Here is a 24,543-nt window from a genome sequence, read left to right as displayed (position 1 = left end):
CCCCGTTGTTTCCTCCAAGGCATTCCTTGGGATGTTTGCAGTTGTAGTTACTTTTCGTTTCTTAGGTTCATCATTCCATACAAAGAATTCATGACTTGCCCTTTCAGCTCAGCACTTCATGCTGCAAAAGCATGACTCTTCCGCAGTAGCCTAGCGGACGCACTTTGCCTGATTGGAGAACATAAATCCTATACCCTCAGAGCCATAATTTTGGAAGGAAAAAAAGGGCCCTCAAGGTATGGACTCAAATTCATTTTATTATTTGTGAAAAGATATTGTCAAGCAAATGACAGGAGTTCACTCGCCCTGTTATTCTTCGTCCCATTCATCCATTCCATGCATTTCTTCACGGTTTCCGAGTTCGCGCATGACCCGGGACACGACGCTTCCACTAAAACCACGGCGCTGCAGGAACGCCCCGGTTTTGCGTTTTCGGTCAAGCATTTCACCTGTGGTTGATCGCCACTTCTTCATGCCCAGCTGCAGGGCGCTCTCAAACTCGTCCTCTTCGCTGACCTCGCCAAGCGCCTCCTCGATATACGCCTTGGAAATCCCCTTCTGGCGCAATTCATGCTTGACCCACAGCTTCCCTTTTCCGCGCAGCTTCACGCGTTGAGAAGCCCATTCCTGAGCGTATGCGGCGTCATTGACGTAACCTTCCGACTGCAACCGGGCAAGCACATCCTGAATCGTCTCCTCGCCCCAGCCTTTCTCTCCCAGACGTTGTGCAATTTCATAGGTTGTCCGCGGTTTTAAGCTTAAATACTTCAACGCGTCGGCATACCCTTGCTGACGCTCATCTGCTGCTACGATTTCCTCCAGCTCTGCTTTCGTAAATACCGCACCTTTAATCATGCGGTATTTGATCATCACGTCCTCGTGAACCTCCAGCGTATATGCCCCAAAAGAGATCCGATAACGATGCTTCGGCCGCTTTAGCATCAACACGGACGTGATCGCAAGCTCTGTGTCCTTAGGGAAAGCGTCCAATCCGGCAGGGATTTCGCCTTCCGTCTCCTCTCGGTTCGAATCCCAGCCGGTATCCCGCGGCCGCGGCTCCCAGAACGCCTCGTCGGAGATATCTACGATATCGTCCTCTCTCCGTTCGCCAGAGTTAGCTCCATCTCTTCTTCCCGCAGCCTTCCTGCGCGATTGTCCCCACGTACTCACGTCCTATCCCTCCTGTCTATGCCCTAGGCGATCCATCCGCTTCCTTAAGTACTGCAAAAGCGCCCTGACCCGGCATATTGCCGCGGTCAGAGCGCTTGATAGTTACGGCTTAACAAGCTTATTCATCTGCGAACAGCGCTTGCTCTTCTGCAAACTCCGCTTCCAGCTCGCTGGCGGAAGCCGAAGCTACTGACGTCGTCAGATTGCTGGATTCGCGGATCTTCTGCTCAATTGCATTTGCAATCTCCGGATGTTCCTTCAAGAACTGCTTCGCGTTCTCGCGGCCTTGTCCCAAACGTTCGCCGGCATACGAATACCAGGCGCCGCTCTTATCCACGATATCCAGTTCCGTCCCGAGATCGATAATGCTGCCTTCCTTGGAAATGCCTTCTCCGTACATAATGTCGATTTCGGCCTGTTTGAAAGGAGGCGCAACCTTGTTCTTCACAACCTTGATCCGCGTCCGGTTCCCGACCATGTCGTTGCCCATCTTGATCGTCTCAACGCGGCGTACATCCAAACGAATCGTCGAATAGAATTTCAGCGCGCGGCCCCCCGGCGTCGTCTCTGGGTTCCCGAACATGACGCCGACTTTCTCACGCAGCTGGTTGATGAAGATCGCAATCGTCTTCGACTTGCTGATTGCCCCCGACAGCTTCCGCAGCGCTTGAGACATCAAGCGGGCCTGCAAGCCGACGTGCGAGTCCCCCATTTCGCCTTCGATCTCCGCTTTAGGTACCAATGCCGCAACGGAGTCGATGACGATAATGTCCACTGCGCCGCTGCGCACGAGTGCTTCAGCGATCTCCAATGCTTGTTCCCCCGTATCCGGTTGGGACAGCAGGAGTTCGTCGATGTTGACACCCAGCTTGCTGGCATAGGAAGGATCCAGCGCATGCTCGGCGTCGATGAAGGCAGCTTGTCCACCGATCTTCTGAACTTCAGCGATCGCGTGCAGCGCTACCGTCGTTTTACCGGAAGACTCCGGCCCGTATACTTCAATAATCCGTCCGCGTGGAAGTCCACCTGTACCAAGGGCGATATCCAGAGCGATCGATCCACTTGGAACGATCTCGACCTGCATATGCGTCGATTCTCCAAGCTTCATAATCGAACCTTTACCGAATTGCTTTTCTATTTGGCGAAGCGCCATCTCCAGCGCTGCTTTACGATCTGACAATCAGCTCACATCCTTAAATGTTATATAAATCATTGAATACTTAAAGTTACTGAATTCAGTATACTTCGGACCTCTCGTAACTTCTTTCGTATATCATTGTACCTTGTTTTGGAATGTTTGCCAAGCGTTTTTTCGAACATACATTCGTAAAATTTCTCCACCTCCCAAACCGCTGACTCTCCTCTCCCTATCCCTCTTTTGCCGTAAGGGAGGGCCCCCAAAGGCCTGCTGCCCTTGGGAATCCGTAAACTGGACAAACGTTGGTGTGACTGAGGCGCTTCTTAGATGCTCTATTGTGCGGTGAATCGCTGAGTTTGTTACTTGACAGACCTCTCCTGCTCCTAGATGCGGGTACTTTTGGAAATGTGCTACCAGGGTGGTGGCGCGGTACATGGTGCGTTACATGATATGTTGCATAAATGCGTTACATAGTGCGTTTCATAGTGCTTTAGTGCGGTACATGCGCTACATAGTGCGTTTGCATAGGTTCGTTACTTGGGGGTCACATGCTGCGCTACAACTTGATATGTATGAAATTTCATATATAATTCGTCGAAATGAACTGGAATCGCGGATTATGTTCGATTTTTCATATATATTTGCTCGTATCGACTCAATAGTGCTGGATTATATTCGATTTTTCATACATATCACGTAAATTTGCTCTTACGGAGCACTATTATATATGATTTTCCGAACAGATTCTCTGCCCCCACCACGCGCACGCACCAAAACGAGCCTACCGACAGCCCGACCTTTCTTATTTTCCTATTTACTTGCTTGTTTGTTTGCTTACCGGATTACCAGATACTTACTTTCTACTGCTAACCAGCTAACTAGCTTATTTACTTGTTACTTCCTTATTTACTTCCTTATTTACTTCCTTATTTACTTCCTTACATACTCACTTAATTACTTCCCACTCTCCCCTCCCCATGGTTTCTCTTACAACAAAAAAAGAACCGCAGCACAACTAAATCAGTTTGCTACGGTTCTTCCGTACCTTGATTATATGTCATAATCTTCCAAAGCACAAGGGCCTGCTTAACAAAGAACATTCACCCATCCGGATTGCTGAAGCGCTTCTTCCGTCATCCCTGATTGATCGGGATAATGCGCGAAAGGAAGCCACGAAGTACTAAACTACCGAACACGCAGATGGAGCACTACATACAGAACACTGCACACAGAGCAGCGAAAGCACGTGACCGAGAGCACATGACCACAAGAGCACGAGCCCCCGAGAGCATTAAAGCACTAAAATCCCTGTTTCCCCTGCAATACCCGCCACAACTGGTAGAACAGCGACTTCACTGCGCGCAGCCGGATGATCTCGCGGTTGCCCTTAAGGTTCAGCTCGAAGACGGCGGTGTCCGCTCCCTCGCGCGCAATCGCGATATACACAAGCCCCACAGGCTTGCGCTCGGAATGGGCGGGGCCGGCCACGCCGGTGATCGCCAGGCCAAAGTCGCTGCCTACGGTCAGGCGCACCTGCTCCGCCAGCACTTTGGCCGTTTCCGCGCTGACCGCGCCGGGCGCGCCTTCGCCTTCCAGCAGGTCATGCGGCACGTTGAGCAGCTTCTCCTTCATCTCATTGGAGTAGCAGACAATCCCGCCCGCAAACACGGCTGAACTGCCGGGCAGCGCGGTGAACATCTCCATGAGCAGCCCGCCGGTGCAGCTTTCGGCCGCGCTCAACGTAAGGCCGCGCGAAGCCATCAAATCGAGGATCGTCTTCTCAATGGGTTCATCCACGTTTGCATACAAATGCTCCGGCAGCCGCGAGGCAATCTCGCGTTCCATCGCATCCAGCTTCACCGCCGCTTCCTGCTCGTTTGCCGCTTTGGTGGAAATGCGAATCGTGACCTCGCCTTCCTTCGCATATGGCGCTACCGTAGGATCGCTTTGCGCCTGGATCAGGTCAAGCAGTTTGGTTTCCAATGCAGATTCGCCAATCCCGGCAAACTTCAACATCCGCGAAAAAATCGGCATCTCGCTGGTCAGCACATGCTTCAAAATCCAAGGCTTCGCCTGATGCTCGAACATCGGCTTCATTTCCTTTGGCGGCCCAGGCAACACGATATAGAACTTGTCGTTCAATTCAATCGCATTGCCCACAGCCAGTCCGGTTTCATTCGGAAGCGGCGTGCCTCCTTCAATGGCGAGCGCCTGGCGGCGGTTGTTCTCCGTCATCGGGACCCCCCGGTCTTGAAAGAAACGCTCGATGTTCGCCATCGCATCCGGATCGATATAAAGCGTCCGACCGAGTACCTCAGCCAGCGCCTCTTTGGTGAGATCGTCCTGGGTCGGACCCAGCCCGCCGGTAAGGATCAGCACATCCGCCCGCCCCGACGCCGTCTTCACCGCTTCCGCCAGCCGATTCATATTATCTCCGACCACGGTTTGGAAATAAACGTCGAGCCCGAGTGCGGCTAACTCCTGAGACAAGTACTGCGCATTCGTATTTACGATTTGGCCAAGCAGCAGCTCCGTACCAACCGCAATAATTTCCGCTTTCATCTTCGCATGCCTCCTTTTTCTCAGTTCCGCCTAACTCATCAACATCATTTATATTTTGGAAAAAGAAAGCACGCTCTTATTTTTCACGAAATAATCGATCCCCGAATACAACGTGATGATAGCCGCCAGCCATATCGCGATATCATCAAACGGGAACGACAGCCATTCGAACGGAAAATTGTTCAGCAGCAGCGCCGAAATGGCGATGATCTGCGTGATCGTCTTCGCCTTGCCCCACTTGCTGGCCGCAATGACGGAGCCTTCCAGAAGCGCAACTTCACGCAAGCCGGTCACCGCAAACTCCCGGGCGATGATGATGACTGCAATCCAGGCATCGCATTTGCCTAAGGCCACAAGACCGATCAGCACCGTTCCAACAAGCAGCTTATCCGCGAGCGGATCCAGGAGCTTGCCTAAGTTGGTGACCAGATTATATTTACGGGCGATGTAACCATCGATTCCATCCGTACTGGCAGCGATGATAAACAGCACCGCCGCAATCAGTTGATTTACCGGCAGCGAGTACTCGCCAAGCGTAAACTCATAGGCGAGCCATCCGGCATCCAACAGCAAGAAGACCAGCATCACCGGAATCATGAAAATACGAGCTAATGTGATACGGTTGGGCAAATTCACAGGACAGCCTCCCCGGATAAATCATAGTCAAAAGCATGCGTAATCCGCACTTTGGTCAGTTCCCCAAGCCCAACAGGGCAATTCGTGACGTATACCTCGCCATCGATTTCCGGAGCGTCGTATTGCGAGCGGCCCACGTATACGTCGCTGCGCCCGTCATAACGCTCGATCAGCACATCCAGAACCTGACCAATGTACTTACTGCTGTTGGCGTTTGCAACTTCCCGCTGAATCTCCATCAGCGTATTAGCCCGCCATTCTTTTACCTCTTCATCAACTTGATCCGGCAAACGCGATGCCGGCGTATCCTCTTCCTTGGAATAGGTAAATACGCCAAGGCGGTCGAACTTGATCTCACGCACAAACTCACATAACCGCTCAAAATCTTCCTCCGTCTCCCCTGGAAAACCAACGATCAAGGAAGTACGCAAGGAAACGTTCGGAATCCGCGCACGAATCTTAGCAATCAGCTCACGGATATCGCGATTCCGCCCAGGCCGGCGCATCCGTTTCAGAATGGAATCTTCACTGTGTTGCAGCGGCATGTCCACGTATTTGCAAATTTTCGGGTTGGTCGCCATCATCTCAATCAGCTCGTCTGTAAAAAAGCCAGGATAAGCATAATGCAACCGCACCCACTCAACGCCTTCCACCTGGGTGACCCGATCCATCAGCTCTGCCAATTTAAACTCCCCGTACAAATCGGTCCCGTAATTGGTGGAGTCCTGCGCAATCAGGCTGATTTCCTTGACGCCTTGGGCCGCCATGCTCCGTACTTCCTCCAAAATCGATTCCATCGAGCGGCTGCGGAACTTCCCGCGCATGATCGGAATGCTGCAGAATGTACAGTTGTTGTCGCAGCCCTCAGCGATTTTCACGTAAGTCGTATAGCGGGCTGTAGACAGCTTGCGCGGCAGCGCTTGCTCATAATTAAAGACAGGGTTGCCGACCAGCGCCGGCTTCTTGCCCTTAAGCGCTTCGTCAACGATCCGGTTGATTTGGTGAAAATCCCCCGTACCCACAATCCCGTCGATCTCCGGCATTTCCTCCATTAAAGCTTGCTTATATCGCTGCGTCAAACACCCGGAAACGATCAGCGCTTTCAGTCTTCCGCTTTCCTTCAGATCAGCAAGCTCGAGAATCGTATTTACCGATTCTTCCTTAGCCGCATCGATAAATCCGCAGGTGTTGACGATAATGACGGTTGCATCCTCGCGATTATCCACCAAGGAATAGCCGCGCTGCTCAATCAGACCCGACATGATTTCCGAGTCCACCAAATTTTTCTCGCAGCCGAGTGTCACGATTTTTACCTTTTCTGTCATGAACCATTTCCCCCATCGTTGAAAGCCAAAATTCCCGTCAAACTTAAGGATTAAACAACCTCTACAAGTATAATATTCAGGGACCGATGCTGTCAAAAATATGAAAAGGGCCTGCCGCAGCTAGAAATTCCCTGCAGGAGACCCTTGCGCTCTATTTGAAATTGGTGAACTGCAAATCCACCGATAAATCGGCTTTACGCAGCATCTGAATGATCTCTTGTAAATCGTCACGGCTCTTGCCCGTCACGCGAATTTGATCGCCTTGGATCTGGCTTTTGACCTTCAGCTTGGAATCGCGGATCAGCACATTAATTTTCTTGGCATTTTCCTGATCGATCCCTTGTTTGAGTTTAATCCGCTGACGCACGGTACCCATTGAAGCCGGTTCCACTTTGCCGTAATCCAGGTTCTTGATCGGCAACCCGCGCTTAATCATCTTCGATTGCAGGATATCGATGACAGCCCCCAGCTTGTATTCATCGTCAGAAACGATCACCAGTTCGTCTTTCTCCAGCTTCAGCTCGCTCTTGCTTCCTTTGAAATCGAAGCGGTTCGCAATTTCCCGCTCTGTTTGATCGATTGCGTTGGTCAATTCCTGCATGTCCATTTTTGAAACGATGTCGAAAGAATTTTCCGAAGCCATAAGTCACATTCCTTTCTCGGTTTCCAATCTTATCATAAATAAATTATATGTAAAAAAAATCGCAAAGTCGAGCAATTCAGCCACCACCATCCGTATACAGCCAAAAAAGCGCCGTTTGACCTGACCGGTCCTCACCGCGCTTTGATTAAGCGAATAAGCGATCGGCTTGTTGCCGCCCTCGCTTATTCGTTGCCTTCTGTGGTTGAATTCGTTCCGCCCGTATCGGCGTTATTCGTAACGGCGCCTTCCGTTCCGGTATTTCCGGTGGTACCGCCGCCTGTCCCGTCGTCAAGGTTCAATAGGAACTTTGACGTTGTTTTTCCATCCTCGATTGTCTGTCCGGCGACCGTGATCACGGTTTGAGAGGAATTCCCCGATTTGACGAATAACCCTTCAGGTCCGATATCATAGGTCAACACGTCGCCTTCTTTGGTGTTGTCATAAAACAACTTCTCACCCTTAGAGTTGCCTTTACGCACTTCAACCCAACTTTTTCCGCTAGCCGTAATGACGACTTGCACGGGCCCCGTTCCAGGGTTTTGAATCTTGAACTTCGTTGTGCTGCCTTCCGTTCCATCCGGTACGATCGTTACCGTCTGATTGCCGGTATCATTCGTCGGGGATTCGTCTCCCGTGTTACCCGCATTCCCGGTATTCGTGTCTGTACCCTGATTTATTCCCGGTTCCGTACCATTGTTCGTCCCGTTCTCGACGCCATTGTTCCCGCCAACGGCATCGCCGCCGGTTGCGTTACCGGTTTGGTTGCCATTTTGGCTGGTACCCTGAGTTACCGGCGTAGGATCCGGTTCCTTATTGCCATCCGCTTGATCGTTATTGTTTCCCCATACCGAGAAATACAGATAGATGACAATCAAAATCAGCACAGCAAACGACCACATCAGCGTCGTAGACAGCCATTTCGAGTTGCGCTCGTTGTGCTGCCGGCTGCGGCGTTTTTGAATCACCGGTTCCATCGTAGGTTCCGGAGCTGTAGAAGGCACGTTTTGCCGATGTTCGGCAAGCAGTTCGTCCGCGTCCAAGCCGACGGTCTCCGCATACGTCTTAATAAAAGCCCGAACATAGAAGCTACCAGGCAGAACCTTATAATCCCCCATTTCGATGGCTTCCAAATATCGTTTGCGAATCTTCGTCATTTCCTGTACGTCATCCAGCGACAAACCTCTGGCAAGGCGGGCTTCTCTTAACTGCTGGCCCAAATCCGACACGACCATCACCTCCTGCTTATGATTTCATTATGCGGCACATCGTTTATAGATCGTCCGTATAAATTGTCGTGAACGTATCGTAAACGATTTGCTCCTCGGGATTGTTACGCAATTCAATAATTATGTCAAAATTGTCATAACTATATTCAGACTCTTTCACGAACACATCCGGATGTTCGATGACTTTCGTGGAAGGCATGGACATCAACTCTTGCAAGAGCTGATGATGCTTTTCATTGGAACGAAGAGTACTTATGATACCGTCGATAATAAATACATTGCGAGGATCCATTTCATTCTCTGACAATTGGCTGCGTACCGTTTGTCGCAAGAGCGTTGAAGATACGAACGTCCATCGTTTCATCGCGCAGACGCTTCCAGCGATAATCGATTCCGTCTTCCCCACGCGGGGCATCCCTCGTAATCCGATCACCTGATGGCCATCCCGCTTAAAAATTTCGCCGAGAAAATCAACCAAGATCCCCAGCTCATCCCGCGTAAACCGAAAGGTCTTGCGGTCGTCAGAATCCCTATCAATATAGCGTCCATGGCGGACGGCGAGCAAATCGACCAGACGCGGATTACGCAAAGCGGTGACCGTAATACTGTCCACCTTGTTCAATAACTGACTGACTTGTTCGATTTTTCCGTCATCGTTGGTTTCCAGCAGCAGCCCGCGCGTCTTGCCTTCCACGCCGTTAATCGTTAAGATGTTGATCTCCAACATCCCTAACATGGAGGCAATATCCCCCAAAAGTCCCGGTCGATTTTTATGTATTTTGTATTCCAAGTACCATTGTTTCCCATCCATCCCAGACACCTTCTCCATATCCTCTTGCTCTTTCGACAAAATAGGTCTTAATTCCTGCTAATTTACAGAAAACAATTTATAAAGAACAAATCTTCCCATTCCTGATAACCGATATTCATATGTGTTTTATGATATATAAAATGAAATTGAAAGGCAAGCGGGCGGAGAAAATGAGGGAAAAGCTCCCGAAGCGGGAGCTTTTCCAAAGCGTGACTATGCGTTTTTCTTGGCCAACTTCACCATCAGACGAGCAATGGTCTTCCGCTCTTCCTCCGTACCCACATCCCAAATTTCTTTGAGGGCGCGGTTGGATTCGTTTTGCGGATCCACTTTGTCGTCCAGAAAACCGCCGATTTCGTAAGCAAGGTTGGTAATTGCCTCTTCGCTAAAACCGGCATTTTCCGCATGCTTGACGCGCTCACCCAGGAATTTCTTCCATGTATCAAAATTTTTGAGTACTGTTGACATGATAAATCCTCCTTCGCTTGGCGATTTAAAATCAACAGTTGTAATATGCGAAAATCCCGGGGAATTTATGCGCGCACCGAGCTCGAACCCTTACTCCAAAACCTGTGAATGCAGGGGTCTCAAGTAATCCAGCCGCCGTTGGGGCTGATGATTTGCCCTGTGATGTAACCCGATTCCGGCAGCGCCAAAAAATAAACTAGCGAGGAGATCTCCTGCGGCGTACCCAACCGCCCTGCCGGAATATCCTCCTCCAGCTGACGAAGCTCCTCCGCATCAAACCGCTCCATCATATCCGTCTTCACCGCGCCTGGAGCCACCGCATTCACCGTAACGCCGGAGGGTGCCAGTTCCTTGGCCAGCGCTTTGGTAAACGCATTAACTCCGCCTTTGGCTGCCGAATAGGCCACCTCGCAAGAGCCGCCCGTGATTCCCCAAACGGAGGAAACGTTGATGATGCGCCCGAAGCGCTGGCTGATCATATGCGGCATAAACAGCTGGCTGCACAGAAACACGCTTTTTAAATTGACGTTCATGATGTCGTCCCATTCCGCTTCGGTCACATCGGACAAGAGCGCATAATGCGAGATGCCCGCGTTGTTGACCAAAATGTCGGGATACAGCCCATAGTTCTCAAGCCGTTCCTTCATCCGCAGGATTTGCTCCTTGCTGCGCAGATCCGCCGCAACTGTATAAGCCTTGGCTCCAAGCTCCAAGCATTTGCGGGCTACCTCATTCGCCGCTTCGTGAGAATTCATATAGTGAATCACCACGTTCATGCCCACCGAAGCGAACCGCAGCGCCACCTCGGCGCCGATCCCCCGGCTTGCTCCGGTGATGAGGACGGTCATGTCCGCGATATTTTTTCCTATCCCATGATTGGTCTGCATTTACGGGCTCACCACAATCGAGACGGCGAGCTGTTCCCAATCGATATGCTCGCGCAGCCGCGCGTTGATCTCATCCAGCGTCAGCGATTCGTAAATCGGAAGTACAGCAAACAGGTCGCCGCCGCGGAATTTGTAACGGGTGAATTCATGGGCGATGTTCTCCGGCGAATTCAGCATGCGCAAGTACCCGCCGATCTTCTTCTTGCGCGCGCGTTCGAAATCCTCCTGACGGAATCCGGAAGCAAGTACCGCCTCGGTTTCTTCCTTAATCACAGCCAGCATCCGGTCTGGATCCTTCGTATCCCCGCCAATCGCGGAAAACGCATAATTCGGGTTGCTATTGTATTCGTGGCCAAAGCTGTCAGAGATGAGGTCCAGATCATAAAGCTTTTGGTACAGCTTCGTGCTGGCCCCAAACAGCAGGTCGAGCGCCAGCTTGGTGGCCAAATCGCGACGCAGCAACTCCTCGCCGGTAAAGCCGAGGCGCGTCTCCTTAAAGCCAAACAAGCATTTGGGCTGCGACACTGGCAGACGGGATTCCCGCCGTTTCTCCGACACCTCACGCGGCTCCGGATCAAACAACCGCTCGATGGATCCTTGCGGCTTGTATTCCTTCTTCGCTTGATTGTCCCGGACCAGCTTGAATACTTCCTCCGGATCCACGCCGCCAACGACGAACAACAGCATGTTGCTCGGATGATAAAACGCATTGTAGCATGTATATAACGTTTCCTTCGTAATGGTGCCAATGGATTCCACCGTGCCGGCGATATCGATGTGAACCGGATGCACCTTATACATCGCTTCGATCAGGCCAAAATAGACCCGCCAATCCGGGTTATCCCGGTACATGCCGATCTCTTGGCCGATAATGCCTTTTTCCTTCTCGACGTTCTGGTCGGTAAAGTAAGGATGCTGCACGAAATTAATCAGCGTCTCCAGGTTGGCCGCAATATTCTCCGTCGCAGAGAACAGATAGACCGTCTGGTCGAAGCTGGTAAACGCATTCGCGGAAGCGCCTTGGGAAGCAAAGGTGGCAAAAATATCACCTTCGGGCTCCTCAAACATTTTGTGCTCCAGAAAATGGGCAATGCCATCCGGTACCGAAATGTCGACCTGCCCTTCTACCCGAAAATGGTTATCGATTGAGCCGTATTTGGTCGCGAACGTGGCGTACGTTTTCTGGAAGCCTGGTTTCGGAAGCACATACACCTGCAAACCGTTGTCCATCGTTTCGCGATACAGCGTTTCCTGCAAAGCGTCATAACGTATCATTTCCATCCGCCTACCCCTCCTTCTGGCCTGTCAAAAAGTATATCGTATCAAGCTGGACGGTTTCCGCGGCCGCTACAACGTCCTGAGGCTGAACCTGCTCGACTTGTTGAAGCAGCTCCTCCGCCGGCCGGTCTTTTCCGGACAAGACGCGGTTGAAGTCATAGGCGATCATATCAAAAGCGGAATCCTGCATCTCCAGCAGACTGTTGCGGATCATCGCCTTCGTCTGACTCATCTCAAGCTCGCTGATTTCTCCGGCGCGCATGCTGGCCAGCTGAGCTTCGATAATGCGAAGAGCTTTCTCGTAATTGGCGATTTCGATGCCGGATTGAATGCTGACGATGCCTTTATGCCCGTCGTAACGGGAGGCGGCGTAGTACGCCAAGCTTTCTTTCTCCCGAACATTAAGGAACAACTTGGAGTGTGGATAGCTGCCCAGAATGCCGTTATAGAGCAGCAAGGAAGCGTAGCGATCGTCCCCGTAAGTGATCGGCGTGCGGAGGCCTAAATTCAACTTCCCCTGATTGACGTCGAGCACTTCCTTCACGGTCCGGACTTCTTTGCCGCGAAGATCCACCTGCTCCGGTTGATATTCTGGAGTGGTTGAGCGATTTAAGCTAAAATGCTTGGCAACCAGCTCCTCCACCTCGGCCAGCGTCGTGTCGCCAACCACATACAAATCGAGGTGTGCCTGCTGCAGCCAGCTTTGATAGGAGGCGTATAAGGATTCGGGCGTAATCCCGTCCAGTTCGCTTCGCTCACCCAGCGGATGGAGGCGATACGGATCGTCCTTAAACATCTCTTCCGTACAGCGTTCAGCCGCATAGCGGATTTTATCATTGATGATCCCTTCCAGCTTCTTGCGGACGGACTCCCGTTCGGAATTCACGTAGGCGGTGCGGAACACCCCGTTTTCCTTAGCCGGTTTGGTGACGACTTCCCCGAGGAAAGCAAAGCTTTGACCCAGGAGTGAATCGTTGCTCTTGACAAAAGAATCATTAATCGTGTCCATACGGAACTGGACCATTTGGTAATTGCCGCGTTTATATACATCAAAGCCAAAGCCCGCTCCGTACATATGCTCGAGCTGCTCGCGGAACTGCGTGGTTTCCGGATACGATTCCGTACCCCGGCGCAGCACGAACGGAGTGAGGGCCGTTGCGGTGACCGTTTGCTCTTGCAACGGCAAGCCCGCATATAGGGAAATGGCAAAAGTTTTGAATCGGTTGGTCGGCAGGACATGCAGACGAATATGGCCTACGGTGCCGCGCTCAAATCGCGTTTTGTTCAAAACCAAAACTCCTTTACAAGAAAGTCAGTTCCATTCTATACCAATTCAAAGGAAAGAAGCAACCTGACGACAAGCGGTTGCTCCTTCGATACTCAGCTATTTACATGCAGAAAATATGCTCTCCGATCGTCTTCACCTGCGGACGTGACCAGATCCATTTCGATGTCGCCGTTTTCGGGTTAAAGTAATACAAGCAACCGCCGGTTGGATCCCAGCCGTTTAACGCCTGCTGCACGGCTTTACGCGCCTGTGCGTTTGGCTCCAGCCAGATTTGGCCGTCAGCAACGGCTGTAAATGCTCCGGGTTGAAAAATAACGCCGGATACGGTGTTAGGGAAGCTCGGCGACTTCACCCGGTTCAAAATAACCGCCGCTACCGCAACCTGGCCTTCAAAAGGTTCCCCTCGCGCTTCCCCATATACCGCGTTCGCCATAATTTTCAAATCGTTTTCCGACAGCCCCATGGTGTTGGAGGCGGACAGTTCATCGGATTCCGCTTTGACGCTGCCACTGCCGGACTTATTAGCTGCACCGGCTTGCGATTTCTCGTTTCCGCCGGCATTAGCGTATTCCATGCCTGGCTTCCAGTTTTTTGTGGCATTGTACAGCTTCAGTTTCGTTTTTGGTCCAGCCAGTCCGTCAACCTTCATGCCAAATTCCGATTGGAACCATTTGAGGGCCCCGAGGGTTTTGGGCCCAAAATAACTGTCCAACTTCCCATGATAAAAACCAAGATAAGCGAGCCGTCCCTGCAGCTCATACACGTCCTTCCCGTAAGCTCCATAGTCGATAACCTGCTCACTGAACGCGGGCTGCGCTTTATAGGTATTGACTTTGCCCTCGGTAAGCGTATGCCGGAGCACATCGGCCCCGTATCCGATTCCGAACAAAAGCAGCACTAAACCGGAGGCAAACCAGATCTTTGCTTTCTTCATACGTTTAGCTCTACCTCTCTTCTTAGAAGTTGTTCAACAAGGATGGGTAACTTTAGTATGACAAGCGTTGTCCCTTCCTATGCACCCATAAGGTTCGAGCTATACGAAATAAAGAAAAGGGAAGGCTCCCTTCGATTCTACAGAATCAAGAAGAGATTCTTCCCATTTTATATTGATCGATGGACATTAACACTTCCCGCGGTTTGCTGCCTTCATACGGCCCAACGATTCCTCGCGCCTCCATGGAGTCGATCAGCCGAGCAGCGCGAGTATACCCAACCCGCATACGCCGTTGCAGCAAGGAGACGGAGGCCTGCTTGGCTTCCAGTACGATTTGGACGGCTTGATCAAAGAGCTCGTCCTGTACCTCTTCGGTCTCCTGTACTTCATCGCCCACTTCAGGAACCAGGCTTTCGTCGTATTCGGCTTGGCCTTGCCCGCGCACATAGTTTACGATCGCCTCGACCTCTTGGTCGCTCATAAACGCTCCCTGCACCCGGATCGGTTTGGACGCGCCCATCGGCATATAGAGCATGTCACCGCGGCCCAGAAGCTTCTCCGCACCGGCCATATCCAGAATCGTCCGGGAATCGACCTGGGACGATACGCCAAACGCGATCCGTGACGGGATGTTGGCCTTGATTACGCCGGTGATGACGTCAACGGACGGCCGCTGCGTAGCGATGATCAAATGGATCCCCGCCGCGCGGGCCATTTGCGCCAGTCGTGCAATCGCATCCTCGACGTCGCTGGCTGCAACCATCATGAGGTCAGCTAACTCGTCCACAATCACCACGATATACGGCAATACCGCCTCAGGTTGGTCCGCCATCATTTGGTTGTAGCCTTCAATATTCCGCGCTCCCGATTTGGAGAACAACTCATACCGTTTCTCCATCTCCACAACGATCTTCTTCAGCGCCAGTGAAGCTCGCCGTGGATCGGTCACAACCGGGGTCAACAGATGCGGGATGCCGTTATACACATTTAATTCGACCATTTTCGGGTCGACCATCATAAATTTCACTTCATCCGGCTTCGCTTTGAACAGAATGCTGGTGATAATGCCGTTAATGCACACCGACTTCCCGGAGCCTGTAGCCCCGGCCACCAGCAAGTGGGGCATCTTCGCCAGGTTGCCAACGATCGTCTGGCCGGAAATATCCCGCCCGAATGCGATACTCAGCTTGGACTCCGCCTCCATAAACGTTGGCGTCTCCATCACCTCGCGCATCGTCACCAGCGATACTTCGTTGTTCGGCACCTCGATACCAATCGCGGATTTCCCTGGAATCGGCGCTTCCATCCGAATATCCTTCGCCGCCAAAGCCAAGGCGATATCGTCCGTCAAGTTAACGATTCGGCTTACCTTCACGCCGATATCCGGCTGAATTTCATAGCGCGTCACCGCCGGTCCGCGTACTACCTCCAGCACCCGGGCCCGCACGCCAAAGCTTTCGAGCGTGGCTTCTAGCTTACGCGCAGTTTGCATATAGTCCGCTTGATCGCCGGACTTCCCTGCCCCGGCCGGCTTCGATAAGAGCCGGAACGAAGGCAGCTTGTACGGCTTCGGAGCAGGCTTAGGCGCAGGCGGCGGCACCGTGGCTTGTCCGTCGCTGTCAGCCTCTTCGGCCGCAGGATTCCCGAGTCCAGATTCGTCACCGCCCCCGGAGAATTCCCCTCCTACGGGATCTAGTGCATCCTGTGCCGCCTCATCGAACGGGACGCCATGGGAGCTATGTAGCCCAGGCTCGTCCTCATCGTTGTCCTCATCTTGATGCAGGCTTTCCCGCTGAATATTGTCGAAGAAATCGCGGATAATCGGCCCGGTGTCACTGCCAGCGAATCCGTCCGACTTCCTAAGCTCCACGTCCTCATCCCTGCCGATGTAGTTCACCTCATTCCAGTTGATTCCTGTATCAGCAGCTTGCGTAGCAGGCTCCACGACCGCAGGTTCCTCTTCCTCGATGGACGCTGTCTCCACGGGTTCATCCGATCTTCCCTTGAAGTTCAGCAGCTGAAAAAACACCGGCTTCTTGCTCGTTGCCGCAGGCACCGTTTCTTCGTCGAGAGGGGGTTCTTCATCCTCTGGATCATCATATGAGGTGACCGCAGGCTCCGCCTTCTTCACCGCCCGTTTGGCTTTGTTCCGCACTGGGATCGGACGCAGCATGCGCATTTTTTTCCCGAAGCTTTCGGCCAGCACGGCCAATCGGGAATGCAGCATCCGGAATAAATCCACATACGATAGTCCGGTCACCAGCATAAAACTGATGGCTAATAGCACGATCATAATCAGCTTCGCACCGGCCATGCCAAACAAAGAGTACAACAAGGCAAATTCTAGTGCGCCGACATACCCTCCGCTAATATCCAGCCCCAGCAGGCTCATGCCGGCATCGCTCACCGCAGGCTGGAACAGCGCTCCTTGCAGATCGCGATGAATCTGGCCCAGCACGTTGCCTGCGGACAAAGGCACCGCCGGCGCCAGCTTATGCTGCATGGCCGAAATGGTGCTTATCAGCGTCAGCGCCAACACCGCCAGCAGCACACCGCTGCGGCGGGCATTCCAGCGATTCGGCCATTTCCGGTTGATCATGACAGCTAGTCCTATGTAAATGCCAATTAAGGGGATCACAAAATAAAATTTGCCGAGGATTAACGCAGCCATTTTCGATAGCGTCCTTCCTACGGCAGCCTCCCCGCTCAAGGCGATAATGGATAAGGTGATCAGGATGATTCCGTATATTTCGTATTTCAGCATGCTGCCGATGGCAGCTTTCCTCTTCTTCCGTTTCCGTGGCAAGACGAAAACACCCCCTAGATGAATATTATACCATATTCACCGAGGGGGGCCTAGAAAAGATGCCGTCACCGGCATAGATTCTCAATTTAATAAGGTTGGATAGAAGGTGATTTGCCGCCCGGGCGCCAGATCGGGATTCAAATAATCCTCCAGCCGGCAACGCAACAGCCGTACGATGGTCGCCCGATTGCCTTCCTCCATCCGTATTTGCATCAGCACGCCGTTTAGTTCGATTTCACCGTACGCCGCCTGGTTTTCGGCATTCTCCCAATAAGCCTCTTCCGGTAAGATCGTATAATGCGTCATTGGGTAATCCCTCCTGCTTGCTTCGCTTGTCGCTTCGATTCAATCATCGAATTCAGCTTGGCCAATCCATCGCCAATCCCGCCGATGGCATCGATCAGCCCGTACTTCACCGCATCGCTGCCGCCAACTGCTGTACCGATGTCCCGGTTTAACTCACCCGTCTTAAACATGAGCTCCTTGAATTTCTCCTCGGAAATTTTCGAATGTGTCGTTACAAAACGCACGACCCTTTCTTGCATCTTCTCAATATACTCAAAAGTCTGAGGAACTCCGATCACCAGCCCGGTCATACGAATCGGATGGATGGTCATCGTGGCGCTTTCGGCAATCAACGAATAATCGGAGGCTACGGCGATCGGAACGCCGATGCTATGTCCGCCGCCGATGACAACCGTGACGGTAGGCTTGGACAAGGAAGCAATCATCTCCGCAATGGCAAGTCCGGCCTCCACATCGCCGCCTACGGTATTTAATATAATTAACAGTCCTTCAATCCGCGGGTTCTGTTCCGCTGCCACTAATTGGGGGATGACGTGCTCGTATTTCGTTGTTTTATTTTGCGGCGGAAGCACTAAATGTCCTTCGATCTGACCGATAATCGTTAAGCAATACACATTTGATTCACCGGGAGTCGGCACCGCCGTTTGCCCGAGCTGCTGGATCATTTCCGGTACCGTGGCTTCTTTTTTCTCCGGTTCGGTTGTTGGCGGAAGTTCAGATTCACTGCGAACGCTTGATTTGCTTAGGTCCTTATTCATGATTAAGCCTTCCTTTCGGTGTCGGCAATCGACAAAGTCTCGTTACTCTATGCAGCCCTTAGTATGCCGACAACCTTCTTCAATCTATACAACGATACCTCAAGTCAGGAACCTTCCGCCATTTCGCGCTAAACGACGAAAAGCCCCTTTCCTGCGGAAACCGTCCAAATAACCGGCAGGAAAGGGGCGACTGTGTGCTTAAAGTTATTGATTTCTTCTTTATACTTCCATGATGATCGGCAAGATCATCGGTCTGCGGCGCGTTTGCTCATACAAGAAACGGCCGAGAGCATCCTTAACGTTGGTTTTCAACGAAGCCCATTCGTTTACGTTCTCGCTCATCAGCTTCTCCAGCGTGCTGGAGACAATGCGGTTTGCTTCTTCCAGCAAACCTTCCGATTCACGCACATAAACGAAGCCGCGGGAGATAATATCCGGTCCGGATACGATCGTTCCGTCTTGCTTGCTCAGCGTTACAACAACAACCAAGATCCCGTCTTGGGATAACAGCTTACGGTCGCGCAATACGATATTGCCGACGTCGCCTACGCCAAGACCGTCGATGAGCACGTTGCCGGCAGGAACTTTCCCGGCTTTGCGGGCTACACCGTTCTGGATCTCAATCGTATCCCCGATATCAATCAGGAAAATATTGTCCGGATCAATACCAACCGACTCACCAAGCAAAGCATGCTTCCGCAGCATACGGTATTCCCCGTGGATCGGAATGAAGTATTTCGGCCGCATCAGGTTCAGCATGAGCTTCAGCTCTTCCTGGCTGCCGTGACCCGAAACGTGCACGCCGGAATTTGATCCGCTATAAATGACTTCCGCACCGAGACGGAACAATTCATCTATCGTCCGGCCAACGTATTTCTCATTGCCCGGTACCGGTGTTGCCGCGATGATGACCGTGTCGCCTGGAAGAATATCAACCTTGCGATGCGTCGAGCGAGCCATCCGCGTTAAGGCAGACATCGGTTCACCTTGGCTGCCTGTGCACAAAATGACAACGCGATCTGCAGCCATCTTGTTGACTTCTTCCGGCTCAATGATAATTCCGTCCGGTACGTTCAGATAACCCAACTCTTCTGCGATCGTCACAACGTTCACCATGCTGCGTCCAATGATGGTCAGCTTCCGGTTCGTTGCGTGTGCCGCATCGATGACTTGCTGAATCCGATGCACGTTGGAGGCGAAGGTCGCCACAACAACGCGCTGCTTCGCTTTGTGGAAAATATCGCTAAGTACAATGCCTACATTCTTCTCCGATGGCGTAAAGCCCGGTCTCTCCGCATTGGTACTGTCGGATAACAGCGCAAGCACGCCGTTCTTCCCGATTTCGCCCATCCGGTGCAAATCCGCATATTGATCATTGACTGGGGTATGATCAAATTTGAAGTCACCGGTATGAACGACATTCCCTTCCGGAGTTTCGATGCATACACCCACCGAATCCGGAATACTATGATTCGTCCGGAAGAACGAAGCTTTCATCGTTGTTCCAAGCTCGATTACGGAATCGGCATTGATCAGCACGCGTTTCGTTTCGCCGAGCAGTCCCGCTTCCTTCAGCTTGTTCTCAACCAGACCTAAAGTTAATTTGGTCCCGTAGACCGGAACGTTTAAGTTCTTCAGCACGTAAGGCAAACCGCCGATATGGTCCTCATGCCCGTGCGTCAGCACGATGCCTCTTACTTTATCGCGGTTCTCCGTCAAGTAAGTGATATCGGGAATGACGATGTCGATGCCAAGCATGTCCTCTTCCGGAAACTTAAGTCCGGAGTCGATGACTACAATGTCATTGGCATATTGAACGACATACATGTTCTTCCCAATCTCTGCGACGCCGCCCAATGCGAAAATCGTCAATTTCTCATTATTTATTTTTTTAGACAAGTGAATCTAACCCTCCTAATTATTATGGACGTCGTATCGAAAACTCCTATGGAAATGGCTCCGACCGCTGCATATAAATTCCAAAGCCTATAAATTGCAGGAATAAACAATCGCCTTGATTAAGACGATCTCGCCGTTTCTCAAAGTCATTATCAAATGGTTGCTCAATCAAGTTCTGGTAAACTCCACAGCTTCATCCATTCCAAGCGGTCTGGTAAAACGTTCTCCGTACTCGCTTACACTGGCAGAAGCCAACTTCTTGAACAAACCATTCAATTCAAAATTCACCGCACCCAGTCACTTGAACTCATTATACATGATTAAATTGGCAAAAAACAAGTCAGCGCTTTTCCCTACGTCTAACCTTACCTTGTGCCATGACAAAAAAACCGATGCCTGCGGATCAGGCATCGGTTTCTGGGAATACGCACATATCTGGTTATAGAAGTAGGCCAGCAGCTATTTGAGGAAGCTGCGAATCCGCTGCGCTTCCTGTTCATTTGGCGGCACCAGCGGTAACCGAACCGTTCCTACAGGATGGCCGGTTTCATTTAAGGCATACTTCACGGCTACCGGATTCGGACATTCAAACAACACCTTAAATAACGGCAGAAGCTCGCGATGCAACTGGCTTGCCCGCTCTACGTTCCCGCTAAAGAATTGTGCGACCATCTCTTTGATGGAGCGGCCTGCGACATGACTGGCCACGCTAATGACACCGTAAGCTCCGACCGCCATCGCCGGCAGTGCCGAGGCGTCATCGCCCGAATAAACCTTGAAATGCTCCGGCGCTTGGGCGACGATCATAGCGATCTGATCCAGAGGCGCGCATTCCTTGGTCCCCACGATATTCGGGATTTGCGCCAGCCGCAGCGTCGTTTCCACGCTCAAGCTGACAACTGTACGGCTTGGCACATTGTACACAATAACCGGCAGACTGGTTACGGCCGCAATCGCTTCAAAATGGCGGAAAAGGCCTTCCTGATTCGGCTTGTTATAATACGGAGCGACCAGCAAAATTCCGTCTACTCCGCATTTTTCAGCTTCGCGCGTCAAATGAACGGAATGAGCGGTATCATTGCTGCCCGTGCCGGCGATAATTTTGCAGCGTCCGGCTGCATGTTTCACCGCGAAGGCAAACAGCTCAAGTTTTTCTTCATCCGTTAGTGTAGGGGACTCCCCCGTCGTTCCGCTCACGACCAAACTGTCAGATTGCTGCTCCTCCACCAAATAGTCGATCAGGCTTGCGGTTTGGTCCCAGTCGATTTTTCCTTGATCATTAAAAGGCGTTACCATGGCTGTAATCATTCTTCCGAAATCAATCACGCCATATCCTCCTCCCGTCTCCCGCTTCGCTTATTTATTGCCGTCTTCTCAGTATGCCTTCCATTTCTTAAGCGATGAACTCACATGCCTCGTTAGCGGCCCAGTTCGAACTTGGCATGCAACGCCCGCAACGCTTGCACCATATCGTCCTTCCGCACCAGCACCCAAATCGTAGTATTCGAATCAGCCGATTGCAGAATCTGAATGCCTTGCTCGGTCAAAGCCTCAACGATCTTGGCCATAATTCCGGGAACGCCGTTAATGCCTCCGCCGATGACGGACACCTTGGCGCATCCGGTGCATATTTGCGGTGAGAGGTCCAGCGATCTCAACACCGCTTCTGCCTTCGCCGAATCTTTATCAAAGACCGTATAAACGACACCGGTTGGGGTCACATTAATAAAATCAACACTAATGTCGTTCTCTGCCATGGATTTAAAAACTTGCAGCTGCAAATGATCCGGGCCGTTGCCAGCGGATTCCACCCGGATTTGAGTCACATTCGCCACATATGCAATCCCAGTCACGTAACGGTCCACAATCCCCAGCTGTACGTCCTTAAATCCTTCGGGGTTGGCAACCAATGTTCCTTCCCCTTGCGAAAAAGTCGAGCGAACGCGTACCGGAATCCCCGCTTGCATCGCAATTTCTACGGCGCGGGGATGGATCACCTTAGCCCCTTGATGCGCCATATTGCAGATTTCTGCGTAGCTGACGTATTCCAGCGGCTTCGCATCCTCGACGATCCGGGGATCCGCAGTTAAGATCCCATTCACATCGGTATAAATATCAACCATTTCGGCGTGCAGCGCGGCGCCCAAGGCTGTAGCCGACGTATCGCTGCCTCCGCGGCCCAACGTCGTGAAGTCGCCGTCTTGATTTTGACCTTGAAATCCTGTCACGATCACGACATCCTTCTGCTGCAGTTCTTCCAGCACCCGAGTCGGAACGATATCCAGAATTCTCGCGTTGCCAAACTGGCTGTCCGTTCGGAATCCAGCTTGAGCTCCAGTCAATACGACCGAAGAGATGTGCTGTTCAGCCAGCAGGCTGCACAGCTTGGCTGCGGAAATAATTTCGCCGCAAGCCATCAGTAAATCTTGTTCGCGGGGCGGTAAATAGCAATCCCCTTCAGAGACCAAATCAAGCAAGGTATCCGTCGCGTAAGGATCCCCTTTTCGGCCCATAGCCGAAACCACCACGACGAGCCGGAAACCGTTATCCAGTTCCCGGCGTACGTGTGAGATGACATGCTCTCTCGCTTCTTTCGTCGAAAGAGACGTGCCACCGAATTTTTGCACCAAAATGCGCATGGATATTCCTCCAGTTAATAAGTGCGGAGTAAAGCGATGACTTCATTCCGTTAGTAATAGCAAGATTAACGAACCCAGAGCTTCGAAAACATACCCCTTCGCCGCAATGATCTCCGCGATTGTATACGGCATTCCATGCTGCGCCTTTGAGCAATTTGTTCCGATACTTCCCACCTATATTGAGTCCGTCCTGTAAAGATCACGGCGTGAAACAACCCGAACGGTGCTCCGTACATGGTATGCCGGCTGCGCTGCATTATCCATGAAAACGTTCGATGATTAACGGTTGCAGCTGTTTTCCTTCAAGCGCGGCATAGCAAGTTTCAGGGATCAGTTCCATGTTTGCTACGAGCGAATTCGGTTTGCCGGTCGGATTGTCTTGACCAAACGGAACGAAATACACGTTCTTGGCCACAATTAATTTCGCGATATTTGCCAAATTAAAACCTAAACCGTCATTCGTCGACACCGCGATGACAAGCGGTCGCCCGTTTCTCAGCTGGGCTTTTGCGGCCATCAGAACGGGACTGTCCGTTATCGCATTTGCCAGTTTGCTCGTCGTCGTTCCCGTGCAGGGAGCGATCACCAAGACGTCCAGCAGCTTGCTTGGACCCAGAGGTTCGGCTTCGACAATTGAAGAAATAATATCATTCCCTGTAATATCTTTCAACTGTTCGCGCCAATCCTCCGATTTACCGAAACGGGTGTCGGTCGTCAGTACCGACTGGGATATGATCGGCACAACCTTCGCCCCTCCGTCGACAAATCGTTGGATCTGGGGCATTACCTCAGCAAACGTACAATGCGAGCCCGTAATGGCGTAACCTACCGTTTTACCCTGCCAATTCACTGTTCATCCCCCCGTAATTGATACTCATCCATAATCGACTGACAAATCGTGTTTGCCATAATAATTCCAGCCGATTTGGGAGCGACGATTCCGGGGAGGCCAGGGGATAAAATCGCCTTCACTCCGCGCTTTTCGGCGAAACGGAAATCCGTTCCTCCAGGCGCCGAAGCAAGGTCGATAATCACTGCCGTACGGGGCAGTTTCGAGATGATTTGCGCTGTGACTATCATAGTCGGAATTGTGTTAAAAATCAAGTCAACATCCCCTACGTTGGCGGCCAAATCCCTTGTCACAAAAGGCTTCCAGCCCATTTGTATCGCCCTAGCCACATCATCTTCCCGACGTACCCCTACCCTTACATTCGCTCCCAAACCTTGCAGCGTTCCTGCCAGCGTAAACCCTGTCCTCCCGATCCCAAGCACAATACAGTTCGAACCGTGAATCGTGATGTCCGTGTTCTGGATCGCCATCATCACTGCGCCTTCCGCCGTTGGAATCGAGTTGTAAATGGCGACGTCGTCACGTTCGAGCACCTCAATGATCCGGAAGCCGTGCTCCTCGCCCATTTGCTTTAAGAAGCTCTTGGCAATTCCGGTATAGACCAGCGTGCTTTTTCGGACGGATGCAAACCATTCCCGTTTGATGACCAGTTGTTCTGCAGAGAACGGCGCCGGGACGACACCGTGATCATCGCAACCGATTACCGGAAGGATAATTACGTCCGCGCCGGCCAGCAAGCCGGGGCTTAACGTCTCCTGCGAGACTCCTTTAAGGGGTGTCTCCAATCGGTCGAAGCCAACAACCCGTACCGTAGCATCCAGTTCGACACATTTGTTGATGACCTCCACCTGCCGGGCATCCCCACCGAGGAATACAATTGTGATTCCGGTCAGCATTCTTAGACGGCACTCCTTCCAAG

General features: G+C 51.8%; 21 protein-coding genes. All 21 read right to left on the bottom strand.

All coding sequences use genetic code 11. The annotated features are described in order from the left end of the window. Window positions 1-309 precede the first annotated feature (309 nt). The 21 genes from NSQ80_RS09335 to dpsA all read right to left on the bottom strand — a co-directional run bounded on the left by NSQ80_RS09335 (window position 310) and on the right by dpsA (window position 24,520). Complete coding sequence (locus NSQ80_RS09335) at window positions 310-1,170, bottom strand: RecX family transcriptional regulator (RefSeq protein ID WP_260070591.1); 861 nt, start codon at window positions 1,168-1,170, stop codon at window positions 310-312. Window positions 1,171-1,288: 118 nt separating this feature from the next. Next, window positions 1,289-2,350 (bottom strand): recombinase RecA, encoded by a 1,062-nt coding sequence (recA, locus tag NSQ80_RS09330; RefSeq protein ID WP_009223082.1) that lies wholly within the window; start codon window positions 2,348-2,350, stop codon window positions 1,289-1,291. 1,257 nt (window positions 2,351-3,607) lie between these two features. After that, a complete protein-coding gene (locus tag NSQ80_RS09325) occupies window positions 3,608-4,870 on the bottom strand; it encodes a competence/damage-inducible protein A (RefSeq protein ID WP_339302088.1) in 1,263 nt (420 codons plus the stop codon). A gap of 48 nt (window positions 4,871-4,918) precedes the next feature. Next, the gene (pgsA, locus tag NSQ80_RS09320) at window positions 4,919-5,506 is read right to left on the bottom strand and encodes a CDP-diacylglycerol--glycerol-3-phosphate 3-phosphatidyltransferase (RefSeq protein WP_009223080.1); all 588 of its coding nucleotides are present in this window, start codon (window positions 5,504-5,506) and stop codon (window positions 4,919-4,921) included. Further along, window positions 5,503-6,831 (bottom strand): 30S ribosomal protein S12 methylthiotransferase RimO, encoded by a 1,329-nt coding sequence (gene rimO / locus NSQ80_RS09315; protein ID WP_009223079.1) that lies wholly within the window; start codon window positions 6,829-6,831, stop codon window positions 5,503-5,505. Before rimO ends, pgsA begins: the two co-directional genes overlap by 4 nt. Before the next feature lie 151 nt (window positions 6,832-6,982). Beyond that, window positions 6,983-7,474, bottom strand: coding sequence for a YajQ family cyclic di-GMP-binding protein (locus NSQ80_RS09310; RefSeq protein WP_009223078.1), 492 nt, complete (start codon window positions 7,472-7,474; stop codon window positions 6,983-6,985). A 182-nt stretch (window positions 7,475-7,656) separates the two neighbouring features. Beyond that, window positions 7,657-8,700 (bottom strand): RodZ family helix-turn-helix domain-containing protein, encoded by a 1,044-nt coding sequence (locus NSQ80_RS09305; RefSeq protein WP_260070589.1) that lies wholly within the window; start codon window positions 8,698-8,700, stop codon window positions 7,657-7,659. A 43-nt stretch (window positions 8,701-8,743) separates the two neighbouring features. Further along, entirely contained in the window at window positions 8,744-9,511 is a 768-nt protein-coding gene (locus tag NSQ80_RS09300; protein ID WP_036643941.1) for a DUF3388 domain-containing protein, read from the bottom strand. A 213-nt stretch (window positions 9,512-9,724) separates the two neighbouring features. Further along, complete coding sequence (locus NSQ80_RS09295; RefSeq protein ID WP_009223075.1) at window positions 9,725-9,979, bottom strand: DUF3243 domain-containing protein; 255 nt, start codon at window positions 9,977-9,979, stop codon at window positions 9,725-9,727. 119 nt (window positions 9,980-10,098) lie between these two features. Next, window positions 10,099-10,866: a 3-oxoacyl-ACP reductase FabG gene (gene fabG, locus NSQ80_RS09290; RefSeq protein WP_009223074.1), complete on the bottom strand. Its 768-nt coding sequence runs from the start codon at window positions 10,864-10,866 to the stop codon at window positions 10,099-10,101. Continuing rightward, on the bottom strand, window positions 10,867-12,147 hold the full coding sequence (locus NSQ80_RS09285) for a pitrilysin family protein (RefSeq protein WP_339302087.1): 1,281 nt from the start codon (window positions 12,145-12,147) through the stop codon (window positions 10,867-10,869). Between the two features lie 4 nt (window positions 12,148-12,151). After that, complete coding sequence (locus NSQ80_RS09280) at window positions 12,152-13,432, bottom strand: pitrilysin family protein (RefSeq protein ID WP_009223072.1); 1,281 nt, start codon at window positions 13,430-13,432, stop codon at window positions 12,152-12,154. 100 nt (window positions 13,433-13,532) lie between these two features. Further along, on the bottom strand, window positions 13,533-14,366 hold the full coding sequence (gene sleB / locus NSQ80_RS09275) for a spore cortex-lytic enzyme (RefSeq protein ID WP_009223071.1): 834 nt from the start codon (window positions 14,364-14,366) through the stop codon (window positions 13,533-13,535). Between the two features lie 145 nt (window positions 14,367-14,511). Then, on the bottom strand, window positions 14,512-17,172 hold the full coding sequence (locus NSQ80_RS09270; RefSeq protein WP_339302086.1) for a DNA translocase FtsK 4TM domain-containing protein: 2,661 nt from the start codon (window positions 17,170-17,172) through the stop codon (window positions 14,512-14,514). Window positions 17,173-17,253: 81 nt separating this feature from the next. Further along, window positions 17,254-17,478 (bottom strand): YlzJ-like family protein, encoded by a 225-nt coding sequence (locus NSQ80_RS09265; protein ID WP_009223069.1) that lies wholly within the window; start codon window positions 17,476-17,478, stop codon window positions 17,254-17,256. Further along, complete coding sequence (locus NSQ80_RS09260) at window positions 17,475-18,236, bottom strand: ATP-dependent Clp protease proteolytic subunit (RefSeq protein WP_009223068.1); 762 nt, start codon at window positions 18,234-18,236, stop codon at window positions 17,475-17,477. Before NSQ80_RS09260 ends, NSQ80_RS09265 begins: the two co-directional genes overlap by 4 nt. A gap of 219 nt (window positions 18,237-18,455) precedes the next feature. After that, window positions 18,456-20,135, bottom strand: coding sequence for a ribonuclease J (locus NSQ80_RS09255; RefSeq protein WP_009223067.1), 1,680 nt, complete (start codon window positions 20,133-20,135; stop codon window positions 18,456-18,458). 459 nt (window positions 20,136-20,594) lie between these two features. Continuing rightward, window positions 20,595-21,461, bottom strand: coding sequence for a 4-hydroxy-tetrahydrodipicolinate synthase (gene dapA / locus NSQ80_RS09250; protein ID WP_009223066.1), 867 nt, complete (start codon window positions 21,459-21,461; stop codon window positions 20,595-20,597). Between the two features lie 92 nt (window positions 21,462-21,553). Then, complete coding sequence (dapG, locus tag NSQ80_RS09245; protein ID WP_009223065.1) at window positions 21,554-22,774, bottom strand: aspartate kinase; 1,221 nt, start codon at window positions 22,772-22,774, stop codon at window positions 21,554-21,556. A 256-nt stretch (window positions 22,775-23,030) separates the two neighbouring features. Next, entirely contained in the window at window positions 23,031-23,624 is a 594-nt protein-coding gene (locus NSQ80_RS09240) for a dipicolinate synthase subunit B (protein ID WP_009223064.1), read from the bottom strand. Beyond that, on the bottom strand, window positions 23,621-24,520 hold the full coding sequence (gene dpsA / locus NSQ80_RS09235; protein ID WP_260070584.1) for a dipicolinate synthase subunit DpsA: 900 nt from the start codon (window positions 24,518-24,520) through the stop codon (window positions 23,621-23,623). The genes NSQ80_RS09240 and dpsA overlap by 4 nt, the downstream gene beginning before the upstream one ends. Window positions 24,521-24,543 lie beyond the last annotated feature (23 nt).

Source organism: Paenibacillus sp. FSL K6-2441 (genome assembly GCF_037964765.1).
Classification (GTDB): domain Bacteria; phylum Bacillota; class Bacilli; order Paenibacillales; family Paenibacillaceae; genus Fontibacillus; species Fontibacillus phoenicis.
This window is presented reverse-complemented; position numbering and strand designations above follow the sequence as displayed.

Coding starts and splice junctions, on each gene's coding strand:
- sleB (WP_009223071.1), bottom strand. CDS start 14,366: ATGAAGAAAGCAAAGATCTGGTTTGCCTCCGGTTTAGTGCTGCTTTTG.
- dapG (WP_009223065.1), bottom strand. CDS start 22,774: ATGCGCATTTTGGTGCAAAAATTCGGTGGCACGTCTCTTTCGACGAAA.
- NSQ80_RS09265 (WP_009223069.1), bottom strand. CDS start 17,478: ATGACGCATTATACGATCTTACCGGAAGAGGCTTATTGGGAGAATGCC.
- NSQ80_RS09300 (WP_036643941.1), bottom strand. CDS start 9,511: ATGGATGGGAAACAATGGTACTTGGAATACAAAATACATAAAAATCGA.
- dpsA (WP_260070584.1), bottom strand. CDS start 24,520: ATGCTGACCGGAATCACAATTGTATTCCTCGGTGGGGATGCCCGGCAG.
- fabG (WP_009223074.1), bottom strand. CDS start 10,866: ATGCAGACCAATCATGGGATAGGAAAAAATATCGCGGACATGACCGTC.
- NSQ80_RS09325 (WP_339302088.1), bottom strand. CDS start 4,870: ATGAAAGCGGAAATTATTGCGGTTGGTACGGAGCTGCTGCTTGGCCAA.
- NSQ80_RS09295 (WP_009223075.1), bottom strand. CDS start 9,979: ATGTCAACAGTACTCAAAAATTTTGATACATGGAAGAAATTCCTGGGT.
- NSQ80_RS09260 (WP_009223068.1), bottom strand. CDS start 18,236: ATGAATAAGGACCTAAGCAAATCAAGCGTTCGCAGTGAATCTGAACTT.
- NSQ80_RS09310 (WP_009223078.1), bottom strand. CDS start 7,474: ATGGCTTCGGAAAATTCTTTCGACATCGTTTCAAAAATGGACATGCAG.
- rimO (WP_009223079.1), bottom strand. CDS start 6,831: ATGACAGAAAAGGTAAAAATCGTGACACTCGGCTGCGAGAAAAATTTG.
- NSQ80_RS09285 (WP_339302087.1), bottom strand. CDS start 12,147: ATGGAAATGATACGTTATGACGCTTTGCAGGAAACGCTGTATCGCGAA.